The following is a 14,843-nucleotide window of genomic DNA, read 5'->3' on the forward strand; positions in this document are numbered from 1 at the left end:
GGGAGGGGACCAATGGCCAAAACACACGTGACCATGAAGGTGAACGGCGCCGAGGTCGAAGGCCTCGTCGAGCCGCGCACGCTGCTTGTGCACTTCATCCGCGAAAATCTGCAGATGACCGGCACCCATATCGGCTGCGAGACAACGCATTGCGGCGCCTGCACCGTCGATATCGACGGCATGTCGGTGAAGTCCTGCACCATGTTCGCGGTGCAGGCCCAGGGAAGTGACATCACCACGATCGAAGGCATCGCCAATGCCGACGGCACGCTGTCGGCGCTGCAGGAAGGTTTTCGCATGATGCACGGCCTGCAATGCGGCTTCTGCACGCCCGGCATGATTGTCCGCGCGCATCGCCTCTTGAAGGAAAATCCCTCGCCGAGCGAGCCGGAAATCCGGATGGGCATCTCCGGCAACATCTGCCGCTGCACCGGCTACCAGAACATCGTCAAAGCCATTCAATACGCCAGCGCCAAGATCAACGGCGTCGAATTCCAGGAGGCCGCAGAATGAACGACCTCACTCCCACGCGGGAACAACGCACCGCCGCACTCGAAGGCATGGGCTGCAAGCGCAAGCGCGTCGAGGACATCCGCTTCACGCAAGGCAGGGGAAATTACGTCGACGACGTCAAGCTGCCCGGCATGCTGCATGGCGACTTCGTCCGCTCGCCGCATCCGCATGCCCGCGTCAAGAAAATCGACGACAGCGCAGCGCTGAAGGTCCCCGGCGTGCTCGCGGTCATCACCGCCGAGACGCTGAAGACCGTCAACCTCGCCTGGATGCCGACCTTGGCCGGCGACGTGCAGATGGTGCTGGCCGACGGCAAGGTGCTGTTCCAGAACCAGGAGGTCGCCTTCGTCGTCGCCACCGACCGCTATGCGGCCGATGACGGCATCAACGCGGTGATCGTCGAATACGAGCCGCTGCCGCCATTGGTCGATCCTTTCAAAGCGATGAATGCGGATGCGCCGGTGCTGCGCGAGGACCTCGTCGGCAAGATGTCCGGCGCGCATGGTCCGCGCAAGCACGACAACCACATCTTCGAGTGGACCGTCGGCGATAAGGATCTCACAGACGCCGCCTTCAGGAAGGCGGAGGTCACGATCAAGGAGATGATCTCCTATCACCGCACCCATCCGTCGCCGCTGGAGACCTGCCAGTGTGTCTGCTCCTTCGACAAGATCAAGGGCGAGCTGACGATCTACGGCACGTTCCAGGCCCCGCACGTGATCCGCACCGTGGTGGCGCTGATCGCAAAGCTGCCGGAGCACAAGATCCACGTCATCGCCCCCGACATCGGCGGCGGTTTTGGCAACAAGGTTGGCGCCTATCCCGGCTATATCTGTGCGGCGGTGGCCTCCATCGTCACCGGCAAGCCGGTGAAATGGGTCGAGGACCGTATCGAGAACCTGACTGCGACCTCGTTCGCGCGCGACTATCACATGACCACCGAGATCGCCGCGACAAAGGACGGCAAGGTCACCGGCTTGCGTGTCCACGTGCTCGCCGATCACGGCGCGTTCGACGCCTGCGCCGACCCGTCAAAATGGCCGGCCGGCTTCTTCAACATCGTCACCGGCTCCTATGACTTCCCGACCGCGCACCTCGCGGTGGACGGCGTCTACACCAACAAGGCACCCGGCGGCGTCGCCTACCGTTGCTCGTTCCGCGTCACGGAGGCCGCCTATTGCATCGAGCGCGCCATGGATATTCTGGCGCAGAAGCTCAACATGGATCCGGCGGAGCTGCGGCTGAAAAACTTCATCAAGCCGGAGCAGTTCCCGTATCACTCGGCACTCGGTTGGGAATACGATTCCGGCGACTACCACACCGCCATGCGCAAGATGATGGAGACCACCGGCTACGCTGCGCTCCGCAAGGAGCAGGCGGAGAAGCGGGCCGCGTTCGCCCGCGGCGAGACCCGCGACATCATGGGCCTCGGCATCTCCTTCTTCACCGAGATCGTCGGCGCCGGTCCGTCGAAGAATTGCGACATTCTCGGCATTGCCATGTTCGACTCCTGCGAGATCCGCATGCACCCAACCGGAGCCGGCATCGCGCGGGTCGGTTCCAAGAGCCAGGGCCAGGGCCACGAGACCACATGGGCCCAGATCATCGCAACCGAGATCGGCATTTCCGCTGATAACATCATGGTCGAGGAGGGCAACACCGACACCGCGCCTTATGGGCTGGGCACCTACGGTTCGCGCTCGACGCCGGTGGCGGGCGCCGCGATCGCCATGGCTGCGCGAAAGATCAAGGCCAAGGCGCAGATGATCGCGGCCTACAAGCTTGAGGTCCACGAGGACGATCTCGAATTCGACATCGACGGTTTCCGGGTCAGGGGTCTGCCGGAGAAATTCATGTCGATGAAGGATATCTGCTGGGCGGCGTACAACTCCGTGCCGCCGGGCATGGAGCCGGGGCTGGAAGCGGTGAGCTACTACGATCCACCCAACATGACCTATCCGTTCGGTGCTTATCTCTGCGTGATGGACATCGACGTCGATACCGGCGTGTACAAGGTCCGGCGCTTCTACGCGCTCGACGATTGCGGCACCCGTATCAACCCGATGATCATCGAGGGCCAGGTGCATGGCGGCCTCACCGAAGCCTTCGCGATCGCGATGGGCCAGGAGATCCGCTACGACGAGGTCGGCAACGTCGTCACCGGCTCGTTCATGGACTTCTTCATGCCGACCGCGGTCGAGACGCCGCATTGGGAGACCGACTTCACCGTCACCCCGTCGCCGCACCACCCGATCGGCGCCAAGGGCGTCGGCGAAAGCCCGAATGTCGGCGGCGTGCCGGCCTTCTCCAACGCTGTGAATGACGCATTCTCGTTCCTGGGCAGCACGCACATCCAGATGCCGCACGACTTCTGGCGCAACTGGAAGGCGGCGAAGGATCTGGGCGCGGTGGCGTAGTGTGACCGTCATTGCGAGCGAAGCGAAGCAATCCAGTATCTCACCGCGGAAGCAGTCTGGATTGCTTCGTCGCTTCGCTCCTCGCAATGACGAGGAGAGAGTGGAATCATGAAAGGCCGTGACGAGATCGCGCAAGCTTTGGCTGCATCGGGTTACATCGCCGATGCGGACCTCGCGACTGCGGTCTCGCTGATGCAATTGCTGCGGCGTCCGCTGCTGCTCGAAGGCGAGGCGGGCGTCGGCAAGACTGAGGTGGCGAAGGCGCTCGCAAAAGTGCATGCGACCGAGCTGATCCGGCTGCAATGCTATGAGGGGCTCGACCAGTCCTCCGCGCTCTACGAGTGGAACTACCAGCGCCAATTGCTGGCGATCCAGGCCCATCGCGGCACCGACAGCATCGAGGATCAGGTGTTCTCGGAAAAATATCTGCTGGAGCGTCCCTTGCTCGCCGCGATCCGCCGGCCGAAGGCACCGGTGTTGCTGATCGACGAGATCGACCGCGCCGACGACGAGTTCGAGGCGTTCCTGCTGGAGCTGCTGTCCGATTTCCAGGTCTCGATCCCCGAGCTTGGCACCATTCCCGCCATCACCATCCCGCATGTGGTGCTGACCTCGAACGGCACGCGCGAGCTCTCCGACGCGTTGCGCCGGCGCTGCCTCTATCATTATGTCGACTATCCCGACGTCGATCGGGAAACCCGCATCATCCTGGCGCGCGTCGCGGGTGCGAGCCCGTCGCTGTCGCTCCAGATTGCGCGCATGGTCGAAGGCGTGCGCAAGGAGGAGCTGCGTAAAGTGCCTGGCGTCGCGGAAACGCTGGACTGGGCGGCGGCGCTGGTCGGTCTCGACGTCCGCGATCTCCACGACGCGCCCGAGACCGTGCACGAGACGCTGGTCTGCCTGCTCAAGACCCACGAGGATCGCGCCCGTGTCACGCCCGAGGTGACGCAGCGCCTGCTGGGGAGGGTTGCATGAGCTGCTGCGGTTCCAGCCCCGGTTATGACGACCTCAATGAGGTCTCCCGCCTCGTCTCGGCGAAGCTTGCCGCTTTCCTGCGTACCTTGCGCGATGCAGGCTTTCGCGTCGGGCTCGCCGAAGGGCAGGATGCGGCGACGCTGATGTCGGCGGGCTATGCGGCGCGGCCGGGCCTGTTGCGCGCCGCGTTCAAGCATCTGTTTTCGGCGCGCAAATCCGACTGGGACAAGTTCGACGGGCTGTTCGATGCGTTTTGGCTGGGCAAGCGCGTGCGCTCGCGCTCTCGCACCATCGGTTCGGCGCCGGGAGCAAGCAATCCGTCGCTGAAGAGCTTGCAAGACACCGCGGCCGAGCGGGGCGGCAGCCGATCGGCCACCGACCAGCTTCCCTCCTCGGATGATGCGCCGGATGGCCGCTCTGGCGAGGGCCGCATGGAAGGCGCCTCGCGCGCCGACAATCTTGCTAAGGTCGATTTCCGAAAGCTCGGCGATCCCGATCAGGTCGCGCAGGCCCATGAGGCTGCGGCGCAACTCGCGAAGGCGATGCGTACGCGGCTGACCCGGCGCGATCTGGCGCGCCGGCGGGGCTATCGGCTCGATCTCCGCCGCACCATTCATCGCAACATCAGCCATGGCGGTGTGCCGATCGCGCTCGTGAAGCGCCAGTGCAAGGACAAGCCGCTGCGGCTGATCGTGCTGCTCGACGCCTCGGGCTCGATGAGCATGTACACTTCCGTCTTCCTGCGCTTCATCCACGGCGTGCTCGACCAGTTCCGCGAGGCCGAGGCGTTTTTGTTCCACACGCGCCTCGCCTATGTCTCCGATGCAATGAAGGAGAGGGACGCCGGCCGCGCGCTCGATCGGCTCTCGATCATGGCGCAGGGCGCAGGCGGCGGCACGAAAATCGGCGAGTCCTTACAAACCTTCAACCGCTGGCACGCCGCGCGCGTCATCCATTCGCGCAGCTGCGTGATGATCGTGTCAGATGGCTACGAGACCGGCGACGCCGCTTTGCTCGGCCGCGAAATGGCGGCGCTGCATCGCCGCTGCCGCCGCATCGTCTGGCTCAACCCGATGATGGCGTGGGAAGGCTATACGCCTGAAGCGCGGGGCATCAAGGCGGCGCTGCCGCATGTCGATCTCTATGCGCCCGCGAATTCGCTGCAAAGCCTGCGCGCGCTCGAACCCTATCTGGCCAGGCTCTGAGGGATGCTGCGATGACCGCTCATGTCGAGGTGCTGGATCTTGTGGCGCAGATGAAGGCCGCCGAGCGCGCCTTCGTGCTCGCGACGGTGGTGCGGACGGTGTCGGTGACCGCGGCGAAGGCTGGCGCCAAGGCGATCATCGCGGCCGACGGCACCATCGTCGCGGGTTGGATCGGCGGCGGCTGCGCCAAAGGTGCGGTGCTGAAGGCGGCGCGCGAGGCGCTCGCCGACGGCGAACCGCGCATGGTCTCGGTGCAGCCGGAGAACCTGCTGGCCGAGCTCGGCGTCAGCGCGGGCGAGAGCCGCGACGGTGTTCGCTTCGCCAGCAACATGTGCCCGAGCAAGGGCACCATGGATATTTTTGTCGAGCCGGTGCTGCCGCATCCCTCGCTGGTCATTCTCGGTGCAAGCCCGGTGGCGCTGTCGCTCGCGGCGCAGGCGCGCGTGCTCGGCTACCACGTCACGCTCGCCGCGCCCGCCGCCGATCTCACCGCGCAGCCGGATGCCGATGCGATCATTGACGGCTACCAGCTCGGCGAGCTGAACGACGCCAAACGCTTCGTCGTGGTCTCGACACAAGGCAAGGGCGACGAAGCCGCCCTGCGTGCGGCGGTCGCGACCAAAGCCTGTTATCACGCCTTTGTCGGCAGCCGCCGCAAGATGGCATCGCTGCGCGCAAAGCTCCTTGCGGAAGGCGCCAGCACTGCGACGATCGATGATTTCAAGGCGCCGGCCGGGCTCGATCTCGGTGCCATCACGCCGGAGGAGATCGCAATGTCGATCCTCGCCGAGATCACCGTGGAACGGCGCCGCGGCCAGCGCGCCGCCAATCATCCAGCCAGCAGAGAGTGAGACACCGATCATGCAGATGAACGACAGCCAGCGTATTCCAGCCTCGCGTGAACAGGTGTGGGCGGCGCTGAACGATCCCGCTGTGCTGAAGCAGTGTATCCCCGGCTGCCAATCGCTCAACGTGACCGCGCCGAACGAGATGACCGCCACGGTGGTCTTCAAGGTCGGCCCGGTGAAGGCGACATTCAGCGGCAAGGTGACCCTGTCCGATTTCGATCCGCCCAACTCCTACCGCATCTCGGGCGAGGGCTCCGGCGGCGTCGCCGGCTTCGCCAAGGGTGGCGCACTGGTGCGGCTGGAGTCCGAGGGCGTCGATGTCACGGTGCTGCACTACGAGGTCGACGCCCAGATCGGCGGCAAGCTCGCGCAGCTGGGTGCGCGTCTGATCAACTCGACCGCGACGAAGCTCGCGGGAGAGTTTTTCAGATCGTTTGCCGACGTGGTGAGCACGAAGGCAGACGCGCAATAGGTCTCGTAGGGTGGGCAAAGCGAAGCGTGCCCACCACCTTCATCGCATAAAAAACGGTGGGCACGGCGCGTTGCGCCTTTGCCCACCCTACGGCACCGTCCGTGTGGCAGTCAGGCTTCGGTCCGCTCCGGCTTGAGCAGCCGGTAATGCAGCCGCGCGTAGCCGCCGAGCCACCGGACTGCCGTATTGAGTCCCAGCGCCAGCAATGCAGCGAACCCCGCGCCTGTGGTCACCAGCGCGACGCCTGCGAGCCCGCGCAGGATCAGCTCGACGATCCGTCCGTCGCCAAAATGCTTGTAGACGCTGATCAGCAAGCCGATGCCGACGATCCCGAGCACGCACATCACGAAGGCGATCACGAGCAGGATGAGAAGCACGACAAGCAGCAGCGGCAGCAGCAGGACGATGTCGACCACCGCGAGGCCACTGAGCGCAAACAGCGCGGCAGTGGAGTTGCGGAAGGAGTGATGGTTCTCCCACCGCCGCAATCCCGTCTCGGCGCGCAGCTCGCGTGCCAGCCGTCTGGGGTCGCCAAGTGCGGAGGCGACCTCTTGCTCCGTCCGGCCCGAGGCGCGGGCCTCCTCGAAATGGGCGGCGTAGTCGGCCAGGATGTCGTCGATCTCGGCCGCTGGCAGTCCCGTGAGCCCATCGCCGAGGATGTGAAGGAAGTCGGCGCGGTTCATTTGGAATCTCCGAGCAGCCTGTCCACGGCATCCGAAAAACTTCGCCATTCGCGCTTCTGCGCGGTGAAGGCGGCGCGGCCGGCGGCCGTCAGCCGATAATATTTGCGCGGCGGGCCACTATTGGATTCCTCGAGACGGGTGTCGACCAGCCCGTCATCCTGCATCCGCCGCATCAACGGATAGATCGTTCCTTCACCCATGCCGACGCCGGCCGACAGCGTACTCGCGATCTCATAGGCATAGCTCTCGCCGCGCGCGAGCAGAGCGAGCACGCAGAGCTCCAGCGCACCCTTCTTGAGCTGAACCTGATTCGTCGAGTCGGCCATTTCCTCCTTGACTACACCGCTTTCGAGGGAGCTTATATAGCAAGGTACTATGTATTGCAAGGTACGGAGTATTGAAAGGTACAGAGTATTGCAAGGTAACCCGTATACCCATTCCGGAGGAAATCGACCATGGCTTATCTCAACCGTCGTCATCTGCTGGCTGGCCTCGGCGCGAGCATCGTCCTTCCGCGGGCTATGCCCGCGATTGCCGCATCGTCCGATACCGCGGAGCGCCTCGCCGGGCTCATTCAGGCCGGAAAGGTGCCCGGTCTGCATGCGTTCCTGGTCAATCAGGGCGGCAAGCTCGTGTTCGAGCATTACGGGCGGGGCGCAGACGAGCGCTTGGGCGTTCCGCTCGGCGACGTCGTCTTTGGCCCCGACGTGCTGCACGATCTGCGCTCTGTCTCCAAGAGCGTCGTCGGTTTCGCCTATGGCATTGCGCTCGCGGAAGGCAAGGTGCCGCCGCCGGATGCCAAGCTCTACGCGCAGTTTCCGGAATATGCCGATCTCGCCGCGCAGCCCGGCCGTGACAAGATCACGATCCACCATGTGCTTTCGATGACGCTCGGCTTCGAATGGGACGAGCTTGCGATCGTCTACGGCGATCCACGCAACGCCGAGACGGCGATGGAAGCCGCGCCCGACCGCTATCGGTTCATTCTCGAACGTCCGATCGCAGGCCCGCCCGGCGCGAAGTGGACCTATTGCGGCGGCGCGACCGCGCTGCTCGGCCGGCTCATTGCCAGGGGCACCGGCGAAGCCCTGCCGGCCTATTGCCGCCGCGTGCTGTTCGATCCCCTGGGCTTTGGCCCGTCCGACTGGACCGTTGGCCGTGACGGCGAACCGCGTGCGGCGTCAGGGGCGCGTCTCCTGCCACGCGACCTCGTCAAGATCGGTCAGCTCATGCTGGCCGACGGCAAATGGGACGGTCGACAGGTCGTTCCGTCCGACTGGGTGAAGCGCGTGACCACACCGGTCGTCCCGACCCGCTTTGGCCGCGATTACGGCTATCACTGGTACATGGGCGATTTCGCCACGGCGCAACCCCTGCATTGGTTCGGCGGTGTCGGCTGGGGCGGCCAATATCTGTTCGTGATGCCGGCGCGCGATCTCATCGTGGTGATCCACTGCGGAAACTATCAGCGATCAGGCCGGGAGCAGACCGAAGTGATGCTCGCGCTCATGAAGGACGTGGTGCTGCCGGGCTTTGCCTGAATCCGTTCTTACCCCAGAGACACGCCCGCTTTGGCGCGGCTGATCCCGAGGGTCAGGATGCGATGCAGGAGCTCCCTGTATTTGAGCCCGTCATGTTGAGCCGCCGTGGCGAACTCCTGGCTCTTGGCGATTTCCGGATTTGGGTTGGCTTCGATGAAATACGGCGTGCCGTCCGCGGCGAGACGGAAATCGATGCGCGCGTAGCCGTCGAGACCAAGCGCCCGGTAGATGCGTTTCGCGGCACGCTGGATGCGCGCGGTGACTTCGGGCGCAAGGTCCTTCGCTGGCCCGTCGACGATACCGACACGCTCCTGGTAGTCGGTGTCGTGCTTGGCCTTTTCGGTCGCGATGTGGCGCGAGCTGCGTCCGCCCATGCTGCCGAATTTCAGCTCCCAGACCGGCAGGACGCGCAGCCGGTTGTTGCCGAGCACGCCGACATACAGCTCCCGCCCCTCGATGAACTGCTCGGCGATGGCGGCGGATTCGATCCGCTCGTGGATGAAGGCGACCCGTTCGGCCAGCTTCTCGTCGGTATCGACGATCGATGCCTGCGAGATGCCGAAGGATCCATCCATGTTCAGGCTCTTGACGATCAGCGGCAGCGCGAGACGTGTCGGGCGTTTCACCTTGCGGCGCATCGGGAAGACGGCGAAGGCCGGTGCTGCGATCCGGCGGTGATGCACCAGCGTCTTCGACAAATCCTTGCCGCGTGCCAGGATCAGGCCGCGCGGATTGCACCCGGTATAGGGGACCTTCATCAGCTCGAGATAGCTGGCGATGTGCTGGTCGTAGGCAACGTTGTTGTGGAATTCCTCCAGCAGCGTGAAAACCACGTGCGGCTTGAACTCCTCGATCGCTTCGCGGATCGGCCTGATTTCCTCCTGCGCGCCGAGTGCGCGGACCTCATGCCCAGCCGCGCGCAAAGTGCTCACGACGTCGTATTCCGTTTTCCAGTTGTTGATCTCCTGCGGGGTGTATCCGTCGGTCGAATCCGGAGGCAGGAAGTCCGGATGCATCAGCACGAGAATACGGAATCGTCTCATAGCGCGATCCATTTGCGCCGAGACGGGCCAAACAGCGCGTGCATCGTCTTGGCGGTCACGAGGACTGTGAAATCGAGAACGAGCTTCGGTTCAGGGCCCACCGCGCGCAGATCGAGCTCGCGGCAGCGGGAGATCATGTCGTCAAGCACGGCATCGAGCGTAAGCTGGTTCTCGCCTGTCCATCGCGCGACCAACTGCCTGATCTGGGCACGATGTCGCCTGATCAGGCTCGAAGCCGGTTGGGAGCGATGATGCCGGGGATCGGCGGAAAACAGCCGGGAGAGGTCGCGGTCGTAAGTCTTCGGTGGCGTGAAGGCGTAGAAAGCCTGCTTCTTCTTGTAGTGGTCCTCGAGCGTCTGGCTGAGCTTGCTCAATGGATCGACACGTTCCCGCGTCGTGATCAGCGGCCGCTTTCCCGCAATCTCGCCCATCAGCTCGTCGACATATTCGAGCTTCTTCAGCGCCGGCCAGCCGGCATATCGCGTCCGCCAGTTCGAGCGCGGCCGCAGCCAGACCGCAAAGGTTTCGGCAAAGTCCTCGTCCGGGTGGCTCTGCGCGTACCAGAGACGGAGATGCTGGACGTAGCGCCGGCTTGCCGGGTTGGGCCGGTAGTAGCGCGGATAGTGCTTTGACGACGGACCGAACAGCTGCTGCCAGCGCCGCCGGCGCTGCAGTTGGTAGCCGTGCTGCAGCGCATGGCCCGCCTCGTGACGGAGGATGGCCATGCACTCGCGCCAGGTTCCGCCCTCGACGTCGAACATCATCTTCTTCTCGAGCTTCATCAGGCGGGGATGGGCGAGATAGAAGGGGAGCGCGATGCCGGGGACATCTCCCGGACTGAACCATTCGCTCGATATCCACGTGTGCGGCCGCAGCCGGATGCCTCGCTCTTCGAGCTCTTCGTGAAGCGTGCCAACGCAGTCTTCGAGCCAGGTGCCTTCGACCGTAACCCTCAGGCTGGAGAGGCGCTGCTTGAGCAACTCGTCATCCGACAGTTTTTCCCAAGCAAATTTCCGGCGCGGCATCAGGTATCCAGAGGGCAGAGATGACTCGGAATCCGGATGATGTCATGGGCGGCGGTTGGCAACAACCCGCGGGTGCGGGGGCATGCTGTGGCCCAGGGCGCCGAGGCCGTAGGGTGGGCAAAGCGAAGCGTGCCCACCAAAAAGAAAAGGTGGGCACGGCGCGTCGCGCCTTTGCCCACCCTACGAGACCTTCCGGGATCGGAAAACTCAGTCGAACAGGCTCGAGACCGACTCTTCCGCCGCGGTGCGCGCGATCGCGTCCGAGATCAGGCTCGCGATCGGCAGCGTGCGGATGTTCGGCGCCTTGGTCACCGCTTCCGTCGCCAGGATCGAGTCGGTGATGACGAGCTCTTTCAGCTTCGAGCCGGCGATACGGGCGGCCGCGCCGCCGGAGAGCACGCCGTGGGTGATGTAGGCGTAGACGTCCTTGGCGCCCTTGGCGATCAGCGCATCGGCCGCGTTCACCAGCGTGCCGCCGGAATCGACGATGTCGTCGACCAGGATACAGCTGTAACCGGAGACGTCGCCGATCACGTTCATGACCTCGGATTCACCCGGACGTTCGCGGCGTTTGTCGACGATCGCGAGCGGGGTGTTGATGCGCTTGGCGAGGCCGCGGGCGCGAGCCACGCCGCCGACGTCGGGCGAAACCACCATCACCTTGCCGAGGTCGAAACGTTCGCGGATGTCGCGCACCATCACGGGGGCAGCGAACAAATTGTCGGTCGGGATATCGAAGAAGCCCTGGATCTGGCCGGCATGCAGGTCGAGCGTCATGACGCGGTCGACGCCGGCATGGGTGATCAGATTGGCGACGAGCTTGGCCGAGATGGGCGTGCGCGAGCCGGAGCGGCGGTCCTGCCTGGCGTAGCCGAAATAGGGGATCACTGCGGTGATGCGGCGCGCCGAGGAGCGGCGCAGCGCGTCAGTGATGATCAGCAGCTCCATCAGATTGTCGTTCGCCGGAAACGAGGTCGACTGGATGATGAAGGCATCCGAGCCGCGGATGTTCTCCTGGACCTCGACGAAGATCTCCATGTCGGCGAAACGCCGGACCACCGCTTTGGTCAGCGGCACGTCGAGGCCCTGCGCGATGGCCTGCGCGAGGGCCGGATTGGAGTTGCCGGCGACAAGCTTGATGGAGCCGTTCTTGGCCGACATGGACGCTTCCTCCCGCGCTTTGCTGGATACGACGTTCAACATCAGAGAATACCCACTGACAGCACGGTTACGACGGGCGAGGAAATATCAGGCCGAAGCCTGCAATGGCAACCCGGGATGCTACGTTTTCCCTCTGAAAATCCTGAGTCGGGCCAACGGCTTGGCCGGTAACTGAGCCCGTGGTTTCGCGGTGGTTATTGCTGGGCATAGCCGAGCGCCGAGGCCGGCATCTCCGGCGCCGGAGCCTCCGGCGTCACGCTTGCCACGGCCGGGCCGCGCAGGCCGGGAATCGAGCCCGGCGCGTCTGCCGGCGTTCCGCTGATCATATTGGAAAGTCCGCTGAATCCGGCCTGGGCGATCTTCCGCAGCACAAGGTCATCGGCGGCCTGCCAAGGGTCACGCGTCGCGTCCCGGCCGGCCTTGGCTGTCGTCGGTTCCTCGCCGGAGAGGCGCAGCGCCCGCTGCTGGTTGGCGTCATAGACGTCCCAGACCCAGGCGATCACGGTCTTGCCGCGGACCACCTGGGCGGAGAGGTAGCTGCGCACGCGGTAGGCAGCCGTCCCCTCGCGGGAGACCACGGACAGACTGCGAAGCTTGGATTCGCTGTCGAGCACGCCGACCATGCGGTCGAACACCTGCGGCGGCGGCCCGTCGATCGATTCGAAGGCGACCGTCGTTCCGGAGCCGGCGCTTGGCGCCATCGCGTAGGAATTGGCGGGGGCGTTGCCGCCGGCGCAGCCGGCCAGCGCGGTCGCCGCTGCCAATAGCATGACCGCCAACACGCGCGAGCCCGCGCGGCGCAAGATGGATGACGCTTCCCTCATTGAGGGCAGCGATATCGTTAAAATCGATTAAGGTCTAGGGCAGAGGCGACACAACGCACTGTCATTCCGGGGCGCGCCTCCGAACTCGGTTTACCCGAGTTCGGCAAATCTGAAGATCCAAGTCGGCTATAGCCGACTTGGATGGCGCGAACCCGGAATCCATTTCTCCGCGTCAACCGGTGCGCGATGGATTCCGGGTTCTCGCTTCGCGAGCCCCGGAATGACGCAATGTTGCCGGTGTGTTCACCCTTCCAGCGCGATCGCGTGAATATGGCGGCCGTAATCCGGCTCCTTGCGATGAACTGAACGGCGATAGCTGAAGAAGCGCTCGTCGGCGTAAGTGTCGATGCCAAGATCGTCGATCATCAAAATGCCGGCGGCTTCCAGCCGCTTGCGGATGAAGCCGGCGAGGTCGAACATCGCGTGACCCTCGCGCACCGACGGGATGAAGAACACAGCGTTGTCCGCCTCCGCCTCGATGAAGCGCGCGACGAACTCGTTGCCGACCTCGTAGCTGTCCTGCCGGATCAACGGGCCGATCGCGGCGATGATGCCGCTGCGGGTGGCGCCGAGCTTTTCCATCGCTAGAATCGTGGATTCCAGGACGCCCGTGAGCGCGCCCTTCCAGCCGGCATGCGCGCCGCCGATCACACCCGCGTTGGGATCGACGAACAGCACCGGTCCGCAATCGGCGGTGGAGACGCCGAGCGCGATGCCGGGCGTTTTCGTGACCAGCGCATCGCCCTTCGGCCGCGGGCCGCTTGGCCAGGGCGCATCGGCGACGCGGACGTCGGGCGAATGGATCTGATGCAGGCTGAGGAAGCGCTCCGGCGCAACGCCGACATGCTCGGCCATGCGGCGGCGGTTCTCTGCAACAAGAGCCTGATCGTCGTTGGAGCCGAGCCCGCCATTCAGCGCCGCATAGATGCCGTTCGAGACACCGCCTTCACGCGTGAAGAAGGAATGGCGCAGGCCGGGCACCGCCGACAGCAGCGACGAAGTGAGGGTCATCAATGGCCTCCGGCCTGTTCGAGATCGCTGAGGCCCGCAAGGTTTGTCAGCCGCGGCTCGGAGATGCCTAGCACCTTGAACATCGCGCCCATGCCACTGCGCCCGGTGTCGGTCAGCCGCTTCAGCGCCACGGAAATGTCGGTGGCCACCTCCGGCGTCGCCTTCTGCATCAGCGCGGCCGCGCGGGTGTCGATGCCGACACGTTTGAGGAAATCGCCTTGCGTCACCGGCCCGTGCACGCGGGCGCCGACATCCTCGGCCGCGCGCGCCAGTGCCTGGAAGTCGACATGGGCGGTGGCGTCGGCCTGGCCCGGCGCCTTCAGCGGATCAGTGAAGCTGTGACGTGCGATGGCCTGGAAGGTGTCGCCGGCATCGCTGCGCAGATGGCCGTAATCGATGATCAGCGCCGCGCCGTCCTGGTCGCGCACCCGCGTGGCGAGCTTCATGATCTCGGAATCGGGTCGCCATTCGAACACGGCGCCGACCGGCGCTGCGCGCACCAGAGGCGGCAGCAATACGTCGAAGCGCGGCGTCGGCTCGGAAGCCGCGCCGAACTGAAGCTTGCCGTTGGGGTCGATCTCGATCACGCGCTCGTGCCAGCCATCCTCCAGCTTCACCATCTGGTGGATCGGCAGCACGTCGAAATATTCGTTGGCGAGGATGATGCTCGGGCCTTCAGGAACCTCGTCGATGCTGTCATGCCAGGCGATGTTGTTGCGCACGCCCGACAATGTCGCCTGCTGCCGCTCGCGCAGGACCGGATTGACCTCGACCAGATGAATGCTGAGCCCTTGATAGAGCGGCGGCAGCACGCGAAGCGCGCGCAGCGCGTCCGCCATCATGGTGCCGCGGCCGGGGCCGATCTCGATCAGCCGCAGGAACTGCGGCGAGCCCATCTGCTTCCAGACCGAGGCACTCCACAATCCCAGCAACTCGCCGAACATCTGGCTGACTTCGGGCGCGGTGGTGAAGTCGCCTTCCCGGCCCAATGGATCGCGCGAGACGTAATAGCCGTAGCGCGGATGCATCAGGCACGATTCCATGTACCGCCAGACCGGCATGGGGCCTGAGGATTTGATCAGCGCCTTGATCTCGTTGAGCAGTGGCTGTTCGGTCACGTGGTCT

Annotated in this window: 15 protein-coding genes; 7 read left to right on the forward strand and 8 right to left on the reverse strand. The window is 64.6% G+C overall.

Translation table 11 applies throughout. The features are described from left to right. The first annotated feature begins 12 nt into the window (after positions 1-12). From V1280_RS35615 to V1280_RS35640, 6 genes are all read left to right on the forward strand, one after another. A complete protein-coding gene (locus tag V1280_RS35615; RefSeq protein WP_334535325.1) occupies positions 13-513 on the forward strand; it encodes a (2Fe-2S)-binding protein in 501 nt (166 codons plus the stop codon). Then, positions 510-2,930 (forward strand): aerobic carbon-monoxide dehydrogenase large subunit, encoded by a 2,421-nt coding sequence (locus V1280_RS35620; protein ID WP_334535327.1) that lies wholly within the window; start codon positions 510-512, stop codon positions 2,928-2,930. The genes V1280_RS35615 and V1280_RS35620 overlap by 4 nt, the downstream gene beginning before the upstream one ends. Positions 2,931-3,038: 108 nt before the next feature. Further along, positions 3,039-3,905 (forward strand): AAA family ATPase, encoded by an 867-nt coding sequence (locus V1280_RS35625; protein ID WP_334535329.1) that lies wholly within the window; start codon positions 3,039-3,041, stop codon positions 3,903-3,905. Beyond that, positions 3,902-5,110, forward strand: a complete 1,209-nt coding sequence (locus V1280_RS35630; RefSeq protein WP_334535331.1) for a vWA domain-containing protein — start codon at positions 3,902-3,904, stop codon at positions 5,108-5,110. Before V1280_RS35625 ends, V1280_RS35630 begins: the two co-directional genes overlap by 4 nt. An 11-nt stretch (positions 5,111-5,121) precedes the next feature. Then, positions 5,122-5,961, forward strand: coding sequence for an XdhC family protein (locus V1280_RS35635; RefSeq protein ID WP_334535332.1), 840 nt, complete (start codon positions 5,122-5,124; stop codon positions 5,959-5,961). A 10-nt stretch (positions 5,962-5,971) separates the two neighbouring features. Next, positions 5,972-6,430, forward strand: coding sequence for an SRPBCC family protein (locus V1280_RS35640; RefSeq protein WP_334535333.1), 459 nt, complete (start codon positions 5,972-5,974; stop codon positions 6,428-6,430). 110 nt (positions 6,431-6,540) lie between these two features. On the opposite strand, the gene V1280_RS35645 is transcribed toward V1280_RS35640, so the two are convergent. Both V1280_RS35645 and V1280_RS35650 read right to left on the reverse strand, forming a co-directional pair. Beyond that, entirely contained in the window at positions 6,541-7,113 is a 573-nt protein-coding gene (locus V1280_RS35645; RefSeq protein ID WP_334535334.1) for a DUF1700 domain-containing protein, read from the reverse strand. Next, positions 7,110-7,439, reverse strand: a complete 330-nt coding sequence (locus tag V1280_RS35650; RefSeq protein ID WP_334535335.1) for a PadR family transcriptional regulator — start codon at positions 7,437-7,439, stop codon at positions 7,110-7,112. The genes V1280_RS35645 and V1280_RS35650 overlap by 4 nt, the downstream gene beginning before the upstream one ends. A gap of 129 nt (positions 7,440-7,568) precedes the next feature. On the opposite strand from V1280_RS35650, the gene V1280_RS35655 reads away from it, so the two are divergent. After that, the gene (locus V1280_RS35655; protein ID WP_334535336.1) at positions 7,569-8,654 is read left to right on the forward strand and encodes a serine hydrolase domain-containing protein; all 1,086 of its coding nucleotides are present in this window, start codon (positions 7,569-7,571) and stop codon (positions 8,652-8,654) included. Between the two features lie 8 nt (positions 8,655-8,662). On the opposite strand, the gene V1280_RS35660 is transcribed toward V1280_RS35655, so the two are convergent. The 6 genes from V1280_RS35660 to V1280_RS35685 form a co-directional block, all read right to left on the reverse strand. After that, the gene (locus V1280_RS35660) at positions 8,663-9,697 is read right to left on the reverse strand and encodes a D-alanine--D-alanine ligase family protein (protein ID WP_334535337.1); all 1,035 of its coding nucleotides are present in this window, start codon (positions 9,695-9,697) and stop codon (positions 8,663-8,665) included. Continuing rightward, positions 9,694-10,722, reverse strand: a complete 1,029-nt coding sequence (locus V1280_RS35665; RefSeq protein ID WP_334535338.1) for a putative zinc-binding metallopeptidase — start codon at positions 10,720-10,722, stop codon at positions 9,694-9,696. Before V1280_RS35665 ends, V1280_RS35660 begins: the two co-directional genes overlap by 4 nt. 207 nt (positions 10,723-10,929) lie before the next feature. Further along, complete coding sequence (locus tag V1280_RS35670; RefSeq protein ID WP_334535339.1) at positions 10,930-11,883, reverse strand: ribose-phosphate pyrophosphokinase; 954 nt, start codon at positions 11,881-11,883, stop codon at positions 10,930-10,932. 194 nt (positions 11,884-12,077) lie between these two features. Beyond that, positions 12,078-12,707, reverse strand: coding sequence for a hypothetical protein (locus tag V1280_RS35675; protein ID WP_334535340.1), 630 nt, complete (start codon positions 12,705-12,707; stop codon positions 12,078-12,080). 243 nt (positions 12,708-12,950) lie between these two features. Further along, complete coding sequence (gene pgeF / locus V1280_RS35680; protein ID WP_334535341.1) at positions 12,951-13,718, reverse strand: peptidoglycan editing factor PgeF; 768 nt, start codon at positions 13,716-13,718, stop codon at positions 12,951-12,953. Then, positions 13,718-14,836, reverse strand: a complete 1,119-nt coding sequence (locus V1280_RS35685) for a class I SAM-dependent methyltransferase (protein WP_334535342.1) — start codon at positions 14,834-14,836, stop codon at positions 13,718-13,720. Before V1280_RS35685 ends, pgeF begins: the two co-directional genes overlap by 1 nt. Between the last annotated feature and the right edge of the window lie 7 nt (positions 14,837-14,843).

Origin of the sequence: Bradyrhizobium sp. AZCC 2230 (assembly GCF_036924495.1) — a bacterium.
In the GTDB taxonomy this organism is placed as follows: Bacteria; Pseudomonadota; Alphaproteobacteria; order Rhizobiales; family Xanthobacteraceae; genus Bradyrhizobium; species Bradyrhizobium rifense.

Excerpts from the sequence above, each read along its gene's own strand:
- V1280_RS35620 (WP_334535327.1), top strand. The coding sequence starts at position 510 with ATGAACGACCTCACTCCCACGCGGGAACAACGCACCGCCGCACTCGAA.
- V1280_RS35660 (WP_334535337.1), bottom strand. The coding sequence starts at position 9,697 with ATGAGACGATTCCGTATTCTCGTGCTGATGCATCCGGACTTCCTGCCT.
- V1280_RS35615 (WP_334535325.1), top strand. The coding sequence starts at position 13 with ATGGCCAAAACACACGTGACCATGAAGGTGAACGGCGCCGAGGTCGAA.
- V1280_RS35635 (WP_334535332.1), top strand. The coding sequence starts at position 5,122 with ATGACCGCTCATGTCGAGGTGCTGGATCTTGTGGCGCAGATGAAGGCC.
- V1280_RS35675 (WP_334535340.1), bottom strand. The coding sequence starts at position 12,707 with ATGAGGGAAGCGTCATCCATCTTGCGCCGCGCGGGCTCGCGCGTGTTG.
- V1280_RS35645 (WP_334535334.1), bottom strand. The coding sequence starts at position 7,113 with ATGAACCGCGCCGACTTCCTTCACATCCTCGGCGATGGGCTCACGGGA.
- V1280_RS35655 (WP_334535336.1), top strand. The coding sequence starts at position 7,569 with ATGGCTTATCTCAACCGTCGTCATCTGCTGGCTGGCCTCGGCGCGAGC.
- V1280_RS35670 (WP_334535339.1), bottom strand. The coding sequence starts at position 11,883 with ATGTCGGCCAAGAACGGCTCCATCAAGCTTGTCGCCGGCAACTCCAAT.
- V1280_RS35650 (WP_334535335.1), bottom strand. The coding sequence starts at position 7,439 with ATGGCCGACTCGACGAATCAGGTTCAGCTCAAGAAGGGTGCGCTGGAG.
- V1280_RS35630 (WP_334535331.1), top strand. The coding sequence starts at position 3,902 with ATGAGCTGCTGCGGTTCCAGCCCCGGTTATGACGACCTCAATGAGGTC.
- pgeF (WP_334535341.1), bottom strand. The coding sequence starts at position 13,718 with ATGACCCTCACTTCGTCGCTGCTGTCGGCGGTGCCCGGCCTGCGCCAT.
- V1280_RS35665 (WP_334535338.1), bottom strand. The coding sequence starts at position 10,722 with ATGCCGCGCCGGAAATTTGCTTGGGAAAAACTGTCGGATGACGAGTTG.
- V1280_RS35640 (WP_334535333.1), top strand. The coding sequence starts at position 5,972 with ATGCAGATGAACGACAGCCAGCGTATTCCAGCCTCGCGTGAACAGGTG.
- V1280_RS35625 (WP_334535329.1), top strand. The coding sequence starts at position 3,039 with ATGAAAGGCCGTGACGAGATCGCGCAAGCTTTGGCTGCATCGGGTTAC.